Annotated in this window: 16 protein-coding genes; 8 read left to right on the top strand and 8 right to left on the bottom strand. The window is 70.2% G+C overall.

The genetic code is table 11. From position 1 onward, the window contains the following. The first annotated feature begins 5 nt into the window (after positions 1-5). The 7 genes from CW348_RS03110 (at position 6) to metK (ending at position 6,573) form a co-directional block, all read left to right on the top strand. Positions 6-959, top strand: a complete 954-nt coding sequence (locus tag CW348_RS03110) for a dihydroorotate dehydrogenase (protein WP_038043548.1) — start codon at positions 6-8, stop codon at positions 957-959. A gap of 307 nt (positions 960-1,266) precedes the next feature. Next, on the top strand, positions 1,267-1,968 hold the full coding sequence (gene pyrF / locus CW348_RS03105) for an orotidine-5'-phosphate decarboxylase (protein ID WP_104612580.1): 702 nt from the start codon (positions 1,267-1,269) through the stop codon (positions 1,966-1,968). 306 nt (positions 1,969-2,274) lie between these two features. Further along, the gene (gene mihF, locus CW348_RS03100; RefSeq protein ID WP_011291508.1) at positions 2,275-2,592 is read left to right on the top strand and encodes an integration host factor, actinobacterial type; all 318 of its coding nucleotides are present in this window, start codon (positions 2,275-2,277) and stop codon (positions 2,590-2,592) included. Between the two features lie 182 nt (positions 2,593-2,774). Continuing rightward, positions 2,775-3,365: a guanylate kinase gene (gmk, locus tag CW348_RS03095; protein ID WP_011291509.1), complete on the top strand. Its 591-nt coding sequence runs from the start codon at positions 2,775-2,777 to the stop codon at positions 3,363-3,365. A gap of 145 nt (positions 3,366-3,510) precedes the next feature. Next, the gene (gene rpoZ / locus CW348_RS03090) at positions 3,511-3,777 is read left to right on the top strand and encodes a DNA-directed RNA polymerase subunit omega (RefSeq protein WP_011291510.1); all 267 of its coding nucleotides are present in this window, start codon (positions 3,511-3,513) and stop codon (positions 3,775-3,777) included. 133 nt (positions 3,778-3,910) lie between these two features. Further along, positions 3,911-5,149 (top strand): bifunctional phosphopantothenoylcysteine decarboxylase/phosphopantothenate--cysteine ligase CoaBC, encoded by a 1,239-nt coding sequence (coaBC, locus tag CW348_RS03085; RefSeq protein WP_016188474.1) that lies wholly within the window; start codon positions 3,911-3,913, stop codon positions 5,147-5,149. A gap of 230 nt (positions 5,150-5,379) precedes the next feature. Continuing rightward, entirely contained in the window at positions 5,380-6,573 is a 1,194-nt protein-coding gene (metK, locus tag CW348_RS03080) for a methionine adenosyltransferase (protein WP_011291512.1), read from the top strand. Between the two features lie 66 nt (positions 6,574-6,639). On the opposite strand, the gene CW348_RS03075 is transcribed toward metK, so the two are convergent. The 5 genes from CW348_RS03075 to CW348_RS03055 form a co-directional block, all read right to left on the bottom strand. Then, positions 6,640-7,845, bottom strand: a complete 1,206-nt coding sequence (locus tag CW348_RS03075; RefSeq protein ID WP_011291513.1) for a DUF418 domain-containing protein — start codon at positions 7,843-7,845, stop codon at positions 6,640-6,642. A 219-nt stretch (positions 7,846-8,064) separates the two neighbouring features. Continuing rightward, a complete protein-coding gene (locus tag CW348_RS03070; RefSeq protein ID WP_011291514.1) occupies positions 8,065-8,529 on the bottom strand; it encodes a nitroreductase/quinone reductase family protein in 465 nt (154 codons plus the stop codon). Between the two features lie 76 nt (positions 8,530-8,605). Then, positions 8,606-9,796, bottom strand: a complete 1,191-nt coding sequence (locus CW348_RS03065) for an acyl-CoA dehydrogenase family protein (RefSeq protein ID WP_011291515.1) — start codon at positions 9,794-9,796, stop codon at positions 8,606-8,608. Between the two features lie 74 nt (positions 9,797-9,870). Then, complete coding sequence (locus CW348_RS03060) at positions 9,871-11,106, bottom strand: CaiB/BaiF CoA-transferase family protein (protein WP_011291516.1); 1,236 nt, start codon at positions 11,104-11,106, stop codon at positions 9,871-9,873. Continuing rightward, positions 11,103-11,477 carry a DUF3870 domain-containing protein gene (locus CW348_RS03055; RefSeq protein ID WP_016188475.1) on the bottom strand — a complete coding sequence of 125 codons (375 nt, stop codon included), beginning with the start codon at positions 11,475-11,477 and terminating at the stop codon, positions 11,103-11,105. Before CW348_RS03055 ends, CW348_RS03060 begins: the two co-directional genes overlap by 4 nt. 382 nt (positions 11,478-11,859) lie before the next feature. Between CW348_RS03055 and CW348_RS03050 the strand changes: the two genes are divergently transcribed. Continuing rightward, complete coding sequence (locus CW348_RS03050; RefSeq protein WP_104612579.1) at positions 11,860-12,579, top strand: SAM-dependent methyltransferase; 720 nt, start codon at positions 11,860-11,862, stop codon at positions 12,577-12,579. Between the two features lie 7 nt (positions 12,580-12,586). Here CW348_RS03050 and CW348_RS03045 read toward each other — a convergent pair whose 3' ends face one another. The 3 genes from CW348_RS03045 to CW348_RS03035 all read right to left on the bottom strand — a co-directional run bounded on the left by CW348_RS03045 (position 12,587) and on the right by CW348_RS03035 (position 16,917). Next, positions 12,587-13,381, bottom strand: a complete 795-nt coding sequence (locus tag CW348_RS03045; protein WP_011291519.1) for a DNA polymerase beta superfamily protein — start codon at positions 13,379-13,381, stop codon at positions 12,587-12,589. 67 nt (positions 13,382-13,448) lie between these two features. Beyond that, positions 13,449-15,482, bottom strand: coding sequence for a primosomal protein N' (locus CW348_RS03040; protein WP_287462722.1), 2,034 nt, complete (start codon positions 15,480-15,482; stop codon positions 13,449-13,451). Between the two features lie 109 nt (positions 15,483-15,591). Next, positions 15,592-16,917 carry a glycoside hydrolase family 6 protein gene (locus CW348_RS03035; protein ID WP_011291521.1) on the bottom strand — a complete coding sequence of 442 codons (1,326 nt, stop codon included), beginning with the start codon at positions 16,915-16,917 and terminating at the stop codon, positions 15,592-15,594. Between the last annotated feature and the right edge of the window lie 325 nt (positions 16,918-17,242).

Raw genomic sequence — 17,242 nt, 5'->3', positions numbered from 1 at the left:
CGGCGATGATTCCCGATCTGCGGGTCAGGCTGGGGGAACTGGAGCTGGCCAACCCGGTGGTGACCGCGGCCGGATGCGCCGGGGCCGGGCGGGAGCTGGCGCGGTTCTTCGACATTGCGCGGATCGGCGCGGTGGTCACCAAGTCGGTCACCGTGGAGCCGCGGGCCGGCTGGCCTGCGCCGCGTATCGCCGAGACCCCGAGCGGGGTGCTCAGCACGGTTGGCTTGCAGGGGCCAGGCATCGACGTGTTCGTGCAGCGGGACCTGCCGTGGCTGCTCTCCCGCGGGGCGCGTGCCGTGGTGTCGGTGGCCGGGGGGAGTGTCGACGAGTACGTCACGCTCGCCCAGCGGCTCTCCGAAGCTCCCGGGGTCACCGCGATCGAAGTGAACCTGTCCAGCCCGGACTTGAGCCGCGGGGGCGAGCATTTCACCGCGGACCCCGAGGCCGCAGCCCAGGTGGTGGCGGCGGTGCGGGAGACCGCACGGTCCGACATCCCGGTGTTCGCGAAACTCTCCCCGGACGTCGCCGACCTGGTGGCGCTCGCCGGCAAGTGCGTGGCTGCGGGCGCCGACGGGCTGGCCCTCGTCAACACGGTGCGGGGCATGGTCATCGACGTCGACACGATGCGTCCCGCCGTGGCCGGGGGGATGGGCGGCCTGTCCGGTCCCGCGATCCGGCCGATCGCGGTCGCCTGCGTCTACCAGGTGCATGCCGCATACCCGGAGGTGCCCATCATCGGGATGGGCGGGATCGGCACCGGCCGGGACGCGCTGGAGTTCCTGCTAGCCGGGGCGAGCGCAGTAGCGGTCGGGACCGCGCTCTTCCACGACCCTTCGGCGTGCATGCGCGTGCTGCGGGAACTGGAGCGGGAGCTGATCGACCGGGGAGTGGAGCGGGTCGAGTCGCTGATCGGGGCCGCCCACCACGGGATGGGAGGCCTCGGCGTGGCCGCGGGATGAGCGGCCTGCCGCTTCCCCCGGCGTGGCGGGCACCCACACCGCGCTGAAACGCGCGGTAACGTCCTGCGCTGCTGCGCGCGAGTTTTTTCCTCTGCCGCCGGATGCCGTGCCGCAGAGAACGCGTTGAGCGGGTTCTCTGCGGCACGCGGTCGGGATGCGGCATACGGTGTCCCGGGCGGACTGCTGCCGTCCGCCGCGCCCGATGCGCTAGGAGGCCGGAGCGCCGTATCCAGCGGCGCGCCTGTTCCGTGCCCTGCCGCGTGCGGCGGGACGCGGAAAACAACCACGACACGAAGGAGGACCACTGTTGGCCGCACCCATCGCCGTCGCGCTCGACGCCCCGGATGTGGAGACCGCTTCCCGCTGGGCCGCCGCGGTCGCCCCGCACGTCAGCACCCTGAAAGTCGGGCTGGAGCTGTACCTGCGCTACGGGCCCGCGGTTGTGGAGGCCGTGCGCGGTGCGCGGGAGACCGCGCTGTTCCTCGACCTGAAACTGCACGACATCCCCGCCACGGTCGCGGGCGCTGCCCGATCGGTGGCCGGGCTTGCTCCGGCGTTCCTCACCGTGCATGCGGCCGGAGGCGCCGACATGGTCCGCGCCGCGGTGGAGGCGGCACCCGAGACGCGGATCGCCGCGGTGACCGTGCTGACGTCGCTGGACGAGGCCGCGCTCGGCGCGGTGGGGATGCGCGGCCCGGCGAGGGAGGCGGTGCGCCGGCTTGCGGTGCTCGCAGTGGAGGCGGGGGCCCGGGCCTTGGTGTGCTCCCCGCAGGAGGCGGCTATGGTCCGCGCCGAGGTCGGCCCGGACGTCACGCTCATCACCCCGGGGGTGCGGCCGGCCGGGGCCGCCCAGGGGGACCAGGCGCGGGTGGCGACTCCCGAGGCGGCGCTGGCGGCCGGGGCGGACCTGCTGGTCATCGGACGGCCCATTACCCGCGCACCGGATCCGGGGGCGGCGGCTGCGGCGCTCGCCGCAGAGCTCCAAAAAACCGGGGCGTCCCCCTCCTGACCGGCCAGGATCTGTTACGGTCATCCATCGGTTCCCGGTTTCTTCGTCCGAAATACGGTTTTCTGGCGTTGATGTGGCGAACCTCACGTCAATGTCGTCAGTGGTGTCCGGGGCTCTGTCCGGATTGTCAAGCAGGCAGAAAACCTACAAATTGACGACATTGGGTAATTGGTAGGGTGCTTAGCGTAATTCCTTGAAGGAAATAGCGCATGAAAAGCGCCTTTGCGTTGCCGAAGAGGGGCGGAACCTACTAACTTGCGCAGGCGTCCGCCCTCTGAAAACGAGAGAAAACCGAGGTGACCCGGCGTGGCCCTTCCTCCCCTCACTCCTGAACAGCGCGCCGCGGCTCTTGAGAAGGCCGCGAAGGCCAGAAAAGAGCGCGCGGAGGTCAAGCACCGCCTCAAGCACGGCGGTATCTCGCTGACCGAGGTCCTCAAGCTCGGCCAGACCAACGAGGTCATCGGCAAGATGAAGGTCTCCGCCCTGCTCGAGTCGCTCCCCGGCGTAGGCAAAGTCCGCGCCAAGCAGATCATGGAGCGGCTCAACATCGCCGAGTCGCGGCGGATCCGCGGCCTGGGCGCCAACCAGCGTGCCGCGCTGGAAAGCGAATTCGGCGGCCAGTAGTTCAGGGGAGCTACGGCGCGCCCACTGTGCGCGCCGCTACTGTGTGGACCGGCTCGTCGCTGCACGGCGGTGACGAGCCGGTCCCCGTTGAACTGGTATAAAAAGATCCACCGCGGCGCGAAGCCGCGGCGACGAACCACCGTCCATCCCGTGCGCAGCGGGAGCCGGGAATCGGAGAATCAGTGCCTGTTGAGTCCGGAGCCGGTAACGACCAGCCGAAACGTCTCACAGTCCTGTCTGGTCCCTCCGGGGTAGGAAAGAGCACCGTCGTCAAAGAGCTGCGCCGCCGCCGTCCCGAAGTGTGGCTCTCGGTGTCGGTCACCACGCGGCCCCCGCGTCCCGGCGAGACCGACGGGGTCGAGTACTACTTCGTCGACGACGCCGAGTTCGACCGGCTGGTTGCCGAGAACGAACTGCTGGAGTGGGCCGAGTTCGCCGGCAACCGCTACGGCACCCCCCGCGAACCGGTGCTCAAGCGGCTCGCCGCCGGACAGCCCGTGCTGCTGGAGATCGATCTCAACGGCGCACGCCAGGTGCGCGCCAACATGCCCGACGCGTTCCTGGTGTTCCTCGCCCCGCCGTCCTGGGAGGAGCTGGTCCGCAGACTCACCGGGCGCGGCACCGAATCCCCCGAGGTCATCCAGCGCCGGTTGGAGACCGCCCGCATCGAACTCGCCGCCGAAAAAGAATTCGACGTCACCCTGGTCAACACGTCAGTACACGAAGTCTGCGACGAACTGCTAGCTTTGATAGCTGCGCCGTCAACACAGTGACCAGGCGCGTCCCGGGGCGCTCGGCCTGACCACTCCAGGCACGGGACCGCTGGAGCGGTCCGCGCCTCGCAACCTTCTTCCGTCCGCACTCCCGGCCGCCGCGCTGTGCGCGCGGGGCCGACCGATCGTCGAGGGGTTAGGCACCTTGGCTGGTACACCACCTGTTGCCGAAGGCATTACCAACCCGCCGATCGACGAGCTCCTCGAGGTCGTCGACAGCAAGTACAGCCTTGTCACCATGGCTGCCAAGCGGGCCCGGCAGATCAACGCCTACTACGCCCAGCTGGGCGAGGGGCTGCTGGAGTACGTGGGCCCGCTCGTCGAGACGCAGCCCCAGGAGAAGCCCCTGTCCATTGCGCTGCGCGAGATCCGGGAAGGACTCCTGACCGCGGAAACCCAGGAGGAAGCGTAGCCGTACCCGCTGCCGGCTTCCCCCGACCGGAGAACCTCACCCCGCCCGTTTCCGCCAGACGGGCGGTGGATAAGGTCACGGTCGGCGGGAAGCCGAACTAGTTGTGCAGCGACAAGAAGGGACGGTGCCACCGATGGCGGCTCAGCGCGCACCCCGGGTCGTTCTCGGTGTAGGCGGGGGGATCGCCGCCTACAAGGTCTGCGAACTGCTGCGCCGTCTCACCGAGTCCGGGCACCACGTCCGGGTGGTCCCCACCCGGGACGCGCTCCGCTTCGTGGGCGAGCCCACCTGGGCGGCGCTCTCCGGCCAGCCGGTCGCCACCGAGGTGTGGCAGGACGTGCACGAAGTCCCCCACGTGCGGCTGGGACAGCAGGCAGACCTCGTCTTCGTGGCTCCCGCCACCGCCGACCTGCTCGCCCGCGCCGCCCACGGCATGGCCGACGACCTGCTGACCAACACGCTGCTCACCGCGCGCTGTCCGGTCGTGTTCGCTCCCGCCATGCACACCGAGATGTGGGAGCACCCGGCCACCCAGCAGAATGTCGCCACGCTCCGCGCGCGCGGAGCGATCGTGCTGGAACCGGCGACGGGACGGCTGACCGGGGCCGACACCGGCAAAGGACGGCTGCCGGAGCCCGCCGAGCTGTTCGACGTGGCCCGCAGGGTGCTCGCCCGCGGCACGCTCGCCGCGGACCTGACCGGGCGGCACGTGGTGGTCTCCGCGGGCGGGACGCGGGAGGCCCTCGACCCGGTCCGCTTCCTGGGGAACCGGTCGAGCGGGCGGCAAGGGTACGCACTGGCCGCTACCGCGGTGGCGCGCGGCGCCCGCGTCACCCTCGTCTCTGCGAACGTGGCGCTTCCCGCCCCGGCAGGAGCCGACGTGATTCCGGTCACCTCGGCTGTGGAGATGCGCGAAGCAGTGCTGGCTGCGGCTGCCGACGCCGACGCGGTCGTCATGGCTGCCGCGGTCGCCGACTTCCGCCCCGACACGAAGGCCGCCGGGAAGATCAAGAAGACCGGGGGACCGCCCCCCACGATTACCCTCGTAGAGAACCCGGACATTCTCGCGGAACTCAGCCGGAACCGCCCCCGCAAGGACCAGGTCATCGTCGGCTTCGCCGCGGAAACGGAGAACGCGGTCGCCTACGGCCGCGATAAGCTCCAGCGCAAGGGGTGCGACCTGATCGTGGTCAACCAGGTCGGAGAGGGGATCGCGTTCGGCACCCCGGACAACGAGGCGGTGGTCCTCGACCGGGACGGCCGAGCCGTGGAGATCCCCCGCGGTCCTAAGGAAAACCTTGCCGACCGGGTATGGGATCTTGTCGTGGAACGTCTTGGCTCCGTGAGCAAAACCCCTGATACTGGGCGGTAGCACAATAGCTCGGCCAGCTCCGGAGGAGGTTTGCCGGGAGCCGGGCGCGCGAGAAGTGCGCCACGATCCACAATCCGACCCGCACAATCGGTCCGGCATGTGCTGATCCCCACTACAGTGAACCAGTAAACCAACTGCGTCGGTCGGGAACAGCCGAGGCGCTCTCCCGGGCCCCCGGACCGGCCGGCACCGACAAGTCAGCCAGCAGCCGCTGCAAGGAGTCCTACACCGTGTCCCGTCGACTTTTCACCTCCGAGTCGGTCACCGAAGGCCACCCCGACAAGATCGCTGACCAGATCAGTGACGCGATCCTCGACTCGATGCTCAGGGATGACCCCCACAGCCGGGTCGCGGTGGAGACCCTCATCACGACCGGCCTGGTCCACGTCGCCGGCGAAGTGACCACATCCACCTACGTCGACATTCCCACCATCATCCGCGAGAAGATCCTGGAGATCGGCTACGACTCCTCGGCCAAGGGGTTCGACGGCGCCTCCTGCGGAGTGTCCGTGTCGATCGGCGGGCAGTCACCCGACATCGCCCAGGGCGTCGACAACGCCTACGAGGCCCGGGAGGAAGAGATCTTCGACGACCTCGACCGGCAGGGCGCAGGCGACCAAGGCCTCATGTTCGGCTACGCCAACAACGAGACCCCGGAGCTGATGCCGCTGCCGATCACGCTGGCCCACGCCCTGTCGCAGCGACTCGCTGAAGTGCGCCGCGACGGGACCATCCCCTACCTGCGGCCCGACGGCAAGACCCAGGTCACCGTGGAGTACGACGGGAACCGGCCCGTCCGGTTGGACACCGTGGTGGTCTCCAGCCAGCACGCGCCCGACATCGACCTGCGGGAACTGCTCACCCCGGACATCAAGGAGCACGTGGTCGACCCGGTAGTGGCCCGCTACAACCTGGAGGCCGACAACTACCGGCTGCTCGTCAACCCCACCGGACGGTTCGAGATCGGCGGCCCGATGGGTGACGCCGGGCTGACCGGCCGCAAGATCATCGTCGACACCTACGGCGGCTACGCCCGCCACGGCGGTGGCGCGTTCTCCGGCAAGGACCCGTCCAAGGTGGACCGCTCCGCCGCGTACGCCACCCGCTGGGTCGCGAAGAACATCGTCGCCGCCGGGCTCGCCGACCGAGTCGAAGTCCAGGTCGCCTACGCGATCGGCAAAGCCCACCCGGTCGGCGTGTTCCTGGAGACCTTCGGCACCGAGAAGGTCGCCCCGGAGCAGTTGGAGAAGGCGGTGCTGGAGGTCTTCGACCTGCGTCCCGCCGCGATCATCCGCGACCTGGACCTGCTGCGCCCCATCTACTCCCAGACCTCGGTCTACGGCCACTTCGGCCGGGAGCTGCCCGACTTCACCTGGGAGCGCACCGACCGCGTCGACGCTCTCAAGGCTGCCGTGGGCGCCTGATCCAGAGTTTCCTGCCGTAACGCCGGTGGGGCCCCGTTACGGGACCCCACCGACGGTGGTGCCGGATCAACGCCGCGGGCTGCCGGTGAACCGCGAGACGACGGACTTCTGCACCCACTCCAGCGGTCCGTACCGGAAGCGCCGCAGCCACAGCGAAGCGCCGACCAGCAGGCCCAGGCTGACCGCGGTCCACAGGCCCAACGTCCACCACGGCTGGGCCCCGCCCAGCTGGGCCGCGAGCCCCAACCCGAACCCGTAGCACAGCAGGGCGCACACCACGTTCTGGGCGATGTAGCCGCTCATAGCGGTGCGGCCCAGGGCGGAGAAGGCGTTCGCCACCACCCCGAATTTGGACAGGCGGTCCACGACGACCCCGATCAGGCCGATGTAGCCCACCGCCACCACGGGGGCAGCCACGTAGCGGTCGAGCAGGAACAGCTCAGCACCCCCGAGCGCGGTGGCGAGGTTCAGCGGAAGCCCCACACCCAGACCCCAGCAGGCCAGCCGGACCCGCAGCCGTCGGCCGGACACGTCCGGGTGGAACGCCCCGGCACGCAGCAGGCCCACGCCGATGAGGAAGAGCGCCACCAGCAGCCCGAAAGTGATGATCGGCTCGATGCGCAGCAGCAGCGCATGGTCCAGGCGGAACAGCACCTGCTCCAGGTAGCTTCCCTCGGCGTACAGCGCGGTGAGCTCAGCGGTTTCGCGGGCGCTCGGCTCCTGGACGTTGGCGGTAGCCAGCGCCGCGGTGACCAGCGTCATGAACAGCACGTGCCCGGTGGCCGCCGTCCACAGGACGATGCGGCGCGTCCGCGGAGAGCGGGTGAGCAGCCAGGCGACGACCAGGCCGGTCACCGCATACCCCATGAGCACGTCCCACGCGAACACCAGCACGAAGTGGAGGGCCCCCTCCACCAGCAGGAACAGGGCTCGGGCCAGGTACGTGCCCGGCCAGCGCCGGCCGCGGCGGGCCGCGGAACCGTATTGGATGGCGAGCCCAGCGCCGAACAGGATGGCCAGCAGGGCAAGGAACTTGCCGTTGGCGAGGAAACGGAAGACGCTCTCCACCACCTGCCCGACCCCGGAGGCCGACACCGTCAACTCGGTGGAATACAGCGGCGTGACCTCCCCCAGCGGGGCGGTGAACAGCCACACGTTCGTGGCGAGCGTGCCGAGGATCGCCGTCCCGCGCAGCACATCGAGCAGCGGCAGACGGCTGACAGGAGGAGAATCGTGGGCGAGCGCGGTCGATCGGTGTTCCGTTGCGGTCATGTGTCAGCGGCCCCTCTCGCATGCAAGTGACACCGCGATGATCGCGGGGCCGCGGTCCCCGGCACATCAGGAAGAGGAAGGAAACCGCGTACTACTTTCGGAGGACAGAGGCGGAGTGTGTGCCGGACCGTGCCGCCACTCCGCAAGGAAGCGCGGCACGGTGGCACGCCGCACTGCTGCTGCCCGGGGCAGCAGACCCCTGCCCGGACCCGGGGAAGGTCAGATCCGGACCACGGTGCTGCGCACGATCTCGAAGACCGGGTGGTGCACCGCCTCCCGTTCGAACTCTTCCAGGGACGCGTCCGGGCCGACCCGGAAATAGGGGCCGACGACGGCAGCACGAGGATGGTTGAGGTAGTCCCGCAAGACCGGGGCGGCCCGCTGCGGACCGACCTCTTCCACGCTGATCAGCTCAATCCAGCCACCGCGGCGCAGCGTCGCATACCCCTCTTTGCGGAGGTTGCGCACCCAGCCCACCTCCCCGTAGGGAGCGACCAGGAAACGGCCGTCGGTGTTGTCCACCACGCTGACGGGAACGGTGCGGAGGAACCCGGTCTTCGCCCCTCGAGTGGTGAGTAGATGCAGGTCCCGAGTGCCTAGTCCGTAGGCGACCGCCCCGCCGATGACGGCGTTGAGGACCCGCCGCACCCGGGTCATTCTGAACCGTTTCGTCCCGTGCTCCATCGCACCCCTTCCTCTCACACCCCTATTGTGGGGGGTGGTGGAATGCTTCGCCTCTGCGGCATACCCGGGCAATCCGCTACCGGAACGCGGAGATTCCGGTGACCGCCTGGCCGAGGCTGAGCGTGTGGATCTCCTCCGTGCCCTCGTAGGTGGCGACCGTCTCCAGGTTCAGCAGGTGCCGCAGCACCGGGTAGTCCAAGGTGATGCCGTTGGCGCCGTGCACGGATCGGGCCTTGGCGGCTACCCGCTGGGCCGCGGCCACGTTGGCGAGTTTGCCGAAACTCACCTGGTAGTGGTGGCATGCCCCCGCTTCTTTGAGCCGCCCCAAATGCAGGGCGGTCAGCGACGCCTGGTTGACGTCCACCACCATCTCCGCGAGTTTGCGCTGGGTGAGCTGGAACGCGGCGATGGGCTGGCCGAACTGTTCGCGGGAGGTGGCGTATTCCAGTGCTGCCTCGTAGCAGGCGCGGGCCGCGCCCGCCGCACCCCAGACGATGCCGTACCGGGCCTCGGTCAGGCACGACAGGGGAGCGCGCAGCCCTGCTGCGAGCGGCAGCCGCGCGGAGTCGGGGAGCCGGACCTCGTCCAAGGAGAGCGCGGCGGTGATCGACGCCCGCAGGGAGAGCTTGCGTTCAATCACCGTGGCCGTGAACCCGGGGGTGCCGGCGGGGACGAGGAACCCCCGGATCCCCTCTTCGGTGCCCGCCCACACCACGGCCACGTCGGCGACTGACCCGTTGGTGATCCACATCTTGGTGCCGGTGAGCACCCAGTCAGCACCCACCCGGCGGGCCCGGGTCCGCATCGCCCCGGGGTCGCTCCCCGAGTCCGGTTCCGTCAGGCCGAAGCAGCCGATCGCCTCCCCCGCGGCCATGCGGGGCAGCCACTGCTGCTTCTGTTCTTCCGAGCCGTAGCGGTGGATGGCGGTCATGGCGAGCGACCCCTGCACGGAGACGAAGCTGCGCAGCCCCGAGTCGACCGCTTCCAGCTCCCGGCAGGCCAGCCCGTAGGCGACCGCGCCCGCCCCCGGGCACCCGTACCCGTCCAAGTGCATGCCGAGCAGGCCGAGCTGCCCGAACTTCCGGGCTAGGCCGTGCGGGTCGGGGATTGTGCCGGCCGCAAACCATTCAGCGACGTGCGGCAGCAGCTCGCGACGGCCGAACTCGCGCACCGTGTCGCGCACAGCACGCTCCTCCGCGCTGAGCGAAGAGTCCACGGCCAGAAAATCCAGCGGGTCAGGGGCGGCAGGGCCGTGACTGGTGGACACGAGAACTCAACTCCTCCACACATTCGGACAGCGACAGCAGAACAGCACGGTACCGACTGGCCGGAATGGCGCGGTCAGTGGACGGGGTGCTGGACGACAGTGCCGCGCTCCACCAGGGCGGTGATGCGCTCCTCCGACAAGCCGAGCTCGCGGAGGACTTCCACCGAGTGCTGCCCCAGCAGCGGGGGAGGCAGCACGGCAGGACCGTGCTGCGGGGCTGCGCCGGTGAAGCGGAACCCGGGGCGGATCAGCTCCACTGCGCCCAGCACGGGGTGGTCGACGGTCATGGTCGCCTCATCCCCGGAGGCGTCGGCGGTGCGGAGCGCTTCAGCCACCCCGCGCACCTTCCCCACGGGCACCCCGGCGTCGCTCAACAGCGCGGTCCACTCCTCGGCGCTGCGCTTCGCCAAAGCGGCGGTGAGCTCCGCCACGAGGATGTCCCGGTGCGCGACCCGGTCCGCGTTGCGGCGGAACCGCGGATCCTCGGCGAGGTCGGGGCGCTCCACGACCGTGCACAGGGCGCGGTAGAGCGCGTCGTTGCCGGCGGCGATGATGATGTCGCCGTCAGCAGTGGGAAACGTCTGGTAGGGGACGATAGACGGGTGCGCGTGCCCGACCCGCTCCGGTTCTGCCCCGGTGACCAGCGCAGACTGGCCTACTTGGACGAGCGCGGAGAGCGCCGAGTTGAGCAGCGAGACGTGGATGTGCTCCCCGCGCCCCGTAGTGGCGCGCCGCACCAGGGCCGCGCAGACCGCGGTGGTGGCGTTGAGGCCGGTGAGCACATCCGCGAGCGGGATCCCGATCTTGGTGGGCCCGCCCTCCGGCGTGCCCGTGGTGCTCATCAGACCGCTCTCACCTTGGATGACCACGTCGAACCCGGGACGGTCGGGGCGGAGGTGCCCGGGACCGAACCCGCTGATCGAGCAGTAGACCACCCCGGGGTTGTCGGCGGCCACGTCGGCATACCCCAGGCCCAGCCGTTCGGCCGTGCCAGGCCGGAAGTTCTGCACGACCACGTCGGCCCGCGCACACAGGGTCCGCACCGCGGCCAGCCCGTCCGGGTCTTTGAGGTCGACGGCCAGGCTCCGCTTGCCCCGGTTGAGCGCGAGATAGTAGGCGGACTGGTCGCCCGCCCACGGCGGGCCCCATGCGCGGGTGTCGTCCCCGCGCTCGGGATGCTCCACTTTGACCACGTCCGCGCCCAGGTCGGCCAGCAGCATCGTGGCGTAGGGCCCGGCGAGTACCCGGGACAGGTCGGCGACGAGCATCCCGGAAAGTGGGGCGGAGGACGGGGCAGGCGGTGCGGTCACGGCCGGTCCTCCCCCGCACGCTGCGTGGTGCGCAGGTGCAGCCCGGACTCCAGGCAGCGGCGCAGCGCAGTGGCTAGGGCGGCACCGGACTGTCCCGCGTAGCGGGTCTGCACGCGGTGCACGATCTCCGCGAGGTCGTCGTAGATCGACAGGCCTTCGACGAGGACGCGGAAGAACTCCCGGGCCAGCTCGGTGATCAGGGTGCTGTCTGCGGCCACGATCCGGCCGGTGGACCGCTCTACCGCCAAGACGACACCGAGCCGTTCGTACTGGTGTCGGCCTGCCACGGTGTCCGGCAGCCGGGCGTATCCGGAAATGAGGACGACGTCAGGGTTGTCCAGGAGACGGCGTGCATGCTCAAGCACGAGCAAAGCCCTCTTTCATGACACAGGAAGGCATACGGGACTCTCGCGCTGGAGTCTCACGCCTGGCAGGACGTCGGCGGGAAGTAGTGCGGGACTTCTCGATGGCGTCCTCGGCGAGAGGGCAGGCTTTTTCAGTATGCCTGCGCGCCGCCGATCATTGTCAAGGGTCGGGGTTCCTAGAGAAATGCCCATAAGGCGGGGGCGGTGCGGCCGAAGAGCGGGTAGGCAGCATAGTGGGAAACACCGTGAGAATTGCCCGATAGGGGATTCTCCGCGGAGACGCTACGATCAGGAGGTCAGTGACCGAGGTCACGGTGGGCGAGCGCGGAGTTGAGCCACCCGCTCGTCGGCCGCGTCCTCGCCGGCCGACGGTTGGGGGAAGGCAATCGTGATCGAACAGCGGCAGGCACTGCCCTTCGACGACGAACCCCGCTCCCTGGGCGGGCACGCCCCCCGGGTGATCCCCCTCGACGACCACCGCACCGGCAGCCGCCCCCCGGCGGACGCCCAGAAACGCGCCCAGAACCTCCGCCTGGCCGAAGCCGAGCGCCGCTTCCTCACCCGCTGTCTCAGTTACCTCATCGTCGACGTGGGCATCCGGCAGTACGTGGATTTCGGGTCCCGGGTACCGCACACTACCGGGGTCCACGCCCTGGTCACGGAGCAGTGTCCCGACGCCCGCGTGGTGCAGGTCGGCATCGGAACCGCGGTGCCGCTGCATCCGCGGGCGTCGGCGCTTCAGCCCGCCATGCTCTGGCTGGAGCAGGTGCGCCCCGACGACGTGGCCGCGCACCTCAGCCTGCGCGGCCGTATCGACCTGGGGGAGCCGGTGGCAGTGCTCATCGACGTCGACCTGCTGCCCGGCGGGGACGTCCGCGACCTGGTCCCCGCGCTGCACCGCGTCCTGGCGCCCGGCAGCCACCTGGCGCTCCGCCAGCGCCCCGCCAACCCCGCCGACCCGTACGCCCAAGCGCTCGCCGCCGCGCTCTTCGACCCTTTCTGCCTGGTGGAACCGGGGGTGGCCGACCTCGCCTGGTGGCCCTACCCGGATGAGGAAGTCGTCGCTGAAGGAACCGGGATACTGGCCGGGCTGGCCCGCCGCTGCTGATCGGCGGTCACCTGGAGGCGCCCTGCTGTTCCCAGGAGCGCCACGTCTCCCGGTAGACCCGGACCAGCCAGGCGTCCGCCCACGCATGGTCGGCCTGATCGGGCAGGTCGGAACGGGCGATGAGGTCGACCAGCCGCTGCTCGTAGTCGGCGGCCACGTCCAGCACCTCGTCGCGGCTGTGCCGTCCTTGGCGCAGGTCCCGCAGCCAGGTCCGCCACGGTTCCCGCATCGGCAGGGTGAGACGTCCGGTCTCCAGCAGCTCCACCCCTTGGATGCCCAACCGGACCAGGTGGGCGGCGAATTTCACGTCGAAACCGTACCTGTCGACGAGCTCGGGACGGTTGGTGTGCCGTCCGCCGCGGCGGCCCAGCAGGCGGTCCCGCTGGTCGCGCAGATAGCCCAGGAACCGGCGGCCGGCAGTCCGGGACACGAACCGGTCCGCATGGGCCCGCAGCTCCCGTCCCACGTCGGTGATGCGGACGATCGCCGTGTCGGGCACGAACAGCGGGATCAGCACCGTGGGGTTGCCTGCCAACGCGAGCCGGGTCCATTTCCGCAGGGAGTACACGGTCACGTCGAGGTCGCCCGGACCGGAGCGGGACCCCTCGGGCTGGGTGCGGTAGAGGTACTGTTCGAACGAGCGCAGCCCGATGACGTATTCGGGCGGCTCGATGCACATGCCGATCTCGTCGCGGTCGCCGTGCCCGGGCACGGCAATGCCGTGGACTTCGGAGCCGACCTGGCACCGCAGCACGGTGCCGCGTTCGGCGATAGCGGCGAACTCCGGTGTGGAATGCTTCACGGGACCTCCCCGGGGGCGGGCTCGGCCGCTGTGGCCGGGCTGGGCAGGAGACAGCGAGCGAAGCAGGCTACAGCACGTCGAGCGGGTCCACTCGCACGTGCACCGATTTTTCTTCCCGGCGGGCGCTGCGGGCCGCGCTCGCCGCTTTGAGGGCCGCGGACAGTTCCCGGGCCGCGGCCCGCCGGATGCGCAGCAGGGCGCGTTCGGTTCCGTCGGTGCCGACGGGGACCGGGCCGAGCAGTTCCGCTGCTTCGGGCAGGTCGAGCTGCGCGAGGAACTCCCGCACCCGCTCCGGGTCCCCCGTGACCGACGCCATGGTGACCGCGGGCGGGAAGCCGAGCTCCCGCCGTTCCGCGAGCTCCCGTTCCGCGAAAGCCGCCGGGCTCCACCGGATGAGCGCCTGCACGGCGGGGAGCGCCGCATCCGCCAGCACGACGACCTGGCCTCCCTCGGCTGCGGGGCGCACTAGCGCGGCAGCGTTGCACCAGCGGCGCAGCGCCTCCTCGGCGGCGCGCAGGTCGGCCCGTCCCAGCAGGGCCCAGCCGTCGAGCAGCACCGCCGCCGCATACCCTCCAGGCACTGTCGGCTCGGCTCCCGGTGTCGCCACGACCAGTGCCGGGGTGGCGGGGACTTCGGTGAGCACTTCGTCGCGGCCCGACGTGCGCACCGGCAGGGCAGGGAAGGCCCGCCCCAGTTCTTCGGCGGTGCGGCGCGCCCCCACCACGGTGGCGCGCAGCCGGGGGAATTCGCAGGACGGGCAGCGCCAGTCTCCGGCGATGTGCCCGCACCAGCGGCAGTAGGGGATGGCGTGGGCGCTGCGCAGGGCGAGCGGCCCCCGGCAGGCGGCGCAGCGGGCCGGAGTGCGGCAGCGGGCGCAGGCCAGCGCGTTGAGGTAGCCGCGCCGCGGCACCTGGAACAGGACGGGGCCGTGGCGTGCGGCCTGTCGGGCTACCCGCAGCGCGAGGCTCGGCAGCCGGGCCGTGCGGGCCGCCTCGTCGCGGGCGAGTTCCGCGTCGTCGCCCGCGGCTCGCACCAGGGGGGCGCGGCGCCGGACGAGGGCCCGGTCGGCGACGATCGGGTGCGCCCACCCCGATTCGACGAGGAGGGCGCTTTCCGCGGTCCGTGTGTGGGAGCCGATGAGGACCGCGGAGCGGCTGTAGTGGGCGCGCAGCGAGAGCACGGTGCGGGCGTGCGGATAGGGGGCGTGCGGGTCGCTGTGCACGTCGTCGCCGTCGTCCCACAGCACCACCAGGCCCAGGTCGCGGACGGGGGCGAACATGGCGGCGCGGGTGCCGACCACGACCCGCACGTGGCCGCGCAGGACCGACAGCCAGCGCCGGTAGCGTTCGGCGGGACCGAGCTCGGCGGTGAGCGCGACGTGGTGGCCGGGGCCGAGCCGCGCGGTCAGCGCTGCGTCGAGGCTCGCCACGTCGCGCCCGGTGGGCACGACGATGAGGACTCCGCGTCCCGCGACGGCCGCGGTGTGGGCGGCCGCCGCGATCGCGTCGCGCCACTGGGGCCCGGGCAGTGCGGTCCACACGGCGCGCGGGGCTCGCTGGTCGCGGAGTGCGGTGAGGAACGCCGGGCCGGTCGGATAGTCGGCCCAAGGCCCGGGGTCGGGGTCGGGTTCGGGGAGCGGGGGTGGTGGGGGCGGGGTGTGCGGGGTTTCTTTCTCGACGCGGGCGTGCCGGGGCGGGATGGCCAGCCGGAGCACGTCGCTGAGCGTGCCCGCGTAGTGGTCGGCGACGATCCGGGCCAGTGCGGCGATCTCCGGGGTGAGGACCGGTTCGGGGGAGACCACCTGGTGGAGGTAGGCCAGCCGGCCGGGGAAGTCGGAGGTGTCTGCCCGCTCGAGCAGGAAGCCGTCGAGCAGCTGCCCGTTGAAGCGGACCCGGACCCGGCAGCCGGGCACGGCGTCCTGGTCCAAGGATTCGGGGACCCGGTAGTCGAAGGGGTGGTCCAGGTGGGGCAGCGGGGTGTCCACGACGACGCGCGCCACGGACCGGGTGGGGGCTGGGCGGCGGCTGCGGGGACGCGAGGGCTTGGAGGCGCGCGGCGCTTCGAAGAGGGCTTTCTCAGCGGGATCGGTCTGGTCAGACATGGCTTCTCTGTCTTACCAGAGCCGCTGGTGGTGCAGCGGAGGTCACAAAAAAAGGGGGTGGCTTAGGCCCCAGCACGGCCTAAGCCACCCAGTGCACTGCCAGGAGGGGTCAGCTGGCGGCGCAGGTAAGGGTCGGAACAGAGTTGGAGTTGCCCTTAGAGCCGACGAAGCCGAACTCTGTGGAGGCTCCCTGGGAGAGCGTTCCGTTGTGGCCGACGTTCCGCGCGGTCACCGAGGAGCCGCTGGTGGACACGTCGGCGTTCCAGGCGTTGGTGATGGTCTGGCCGTCGGTGAAGGTCCACGTCACGGTCCAGCCGGTGATGTTCTGGTTCGCGGTGACCGTCACGGTCGCCTGGAAGCCGTCGTTCCACTCGTTGGCGATCGTGTACGTCGCCGTGCACGCCCCCGAGGAGCCGGGAGGCGGCGTGGGGGTCGGAGTGGGGGTGGGCGTCGGGTTGGGGTTCGGGTTGGGGTTGGTGCCGCCCGCGGCGATCGCCATCTCGTAGGCCGCCTGCGGGACGAACTGGCCGGCGCCGGCGATGCAGCCGTCGGCCTCACCCGGCAGCTTGATCCACAGGAAGGCGTCGATCATCGGGTCGCCGGTGTTGGTGGTGCTGGGCGTGCCGATGGCGCGTCCGCTGGGGTCGCACCACTCGTTACCGGCGGGGCCGTTGCCGTTGCGGCTGGTGTCGATGACCGCGCGCAGGGACGGGTTGCCGATGGCCGAGAGCACCGCCTTGGCGTAGGCGACCTCGTCAGCGGTCCACCGGTAGTTGGAGGTGTTGGTGGCGATACCGTGCGCGCTGTTGGAGATGTCGGCCTGCTGGAGCCAGGAAGCCATCTGTGCGGGCGAGTGCCACGCGGAGTGGCCGGCGTCGAAGTAGATCCGCGCCTGCGAGGACCCGGCCTTGAGGGCCTTGCCCGCGTACGCCATCGTCTCCAGGACTTCCTGCTGGACGTGCTGCATGCAGCTCGACATCAGCGAGATCAGGTCCGGTTCGACGATGATGTAGGCGGGACGGTTCTTCAGTCCGGCAGCGAATTCGTCGATCCAGGACCGGTAGGCGCTGTGACTGGGGGCGCCGCCGCTGCTGTGGTTGCCGCAGTCGCGGCCCGGGGCGTTGTACACGACCAGGATCGGGATCTTGCCGGCGGCCTGGGCGGCGCTCATGAGCGCGTCGACCTGGCCGGTGATCTGCCCGGGGTTGTGGTGGGCGAACCAGGTGCCCTGCGGCACGCTGGCGATCCGGTCGCGGATCACCGGGGTACGCGGGTCGTTGGGGTTGTTCCGCACCCATTCGGCGGAGGACATGTTGGGGTTGACGTAGAACGGAGAATCATTGGCCGCCGCTTGCGACGGGAAGGCCAGAGCAGCCGCGCTGACCAAGGCCGCCGCCGCGGCGCCCAGAAGAGCGCGAAGAGGTCTGGGGGACATTCGGGGCTCCTAACGAGCACAAGGCTCAAAAGAAGTGAGGGGCACGAAGAGGAGCGCATGGCTGGGAGCGCTCCCAGATCGTTTTCCGTTCGGACGATAACCATTGGCAAGGGAGCTGTAAAGACCGCGCCTACTCTCCGTTGCGGTTTTGTTCCTTGGTGAAACGGAGAACTCCCAAAGAAAGCCGTAAAAGCGACAAAATGGGTGAATGTCTAGGGTGACAAGGGGATTCAGACGTCAGATCATCCATATCGATAATGGGCGTCACAACGGAGTCGGAGGAAAATAGCAGAAAAAACGCGGAAACACAGGGGAAAACCCGTGG

It is taken from the genome of Thermobifida sp., from assembly GCF_017577275.1.
Classification (GTDB): Bacteria; Actinomycetota; Actinomycetes; order Streptosporangiales; family Streptosporangiaceae; genus Thermobifida; species Thermobifida fusca.
The sequence above is the reverse complement of the archived record's forward strand: the minus strand, read 5'-3'. Positions and strand labels throughout refer to the sequence as shown.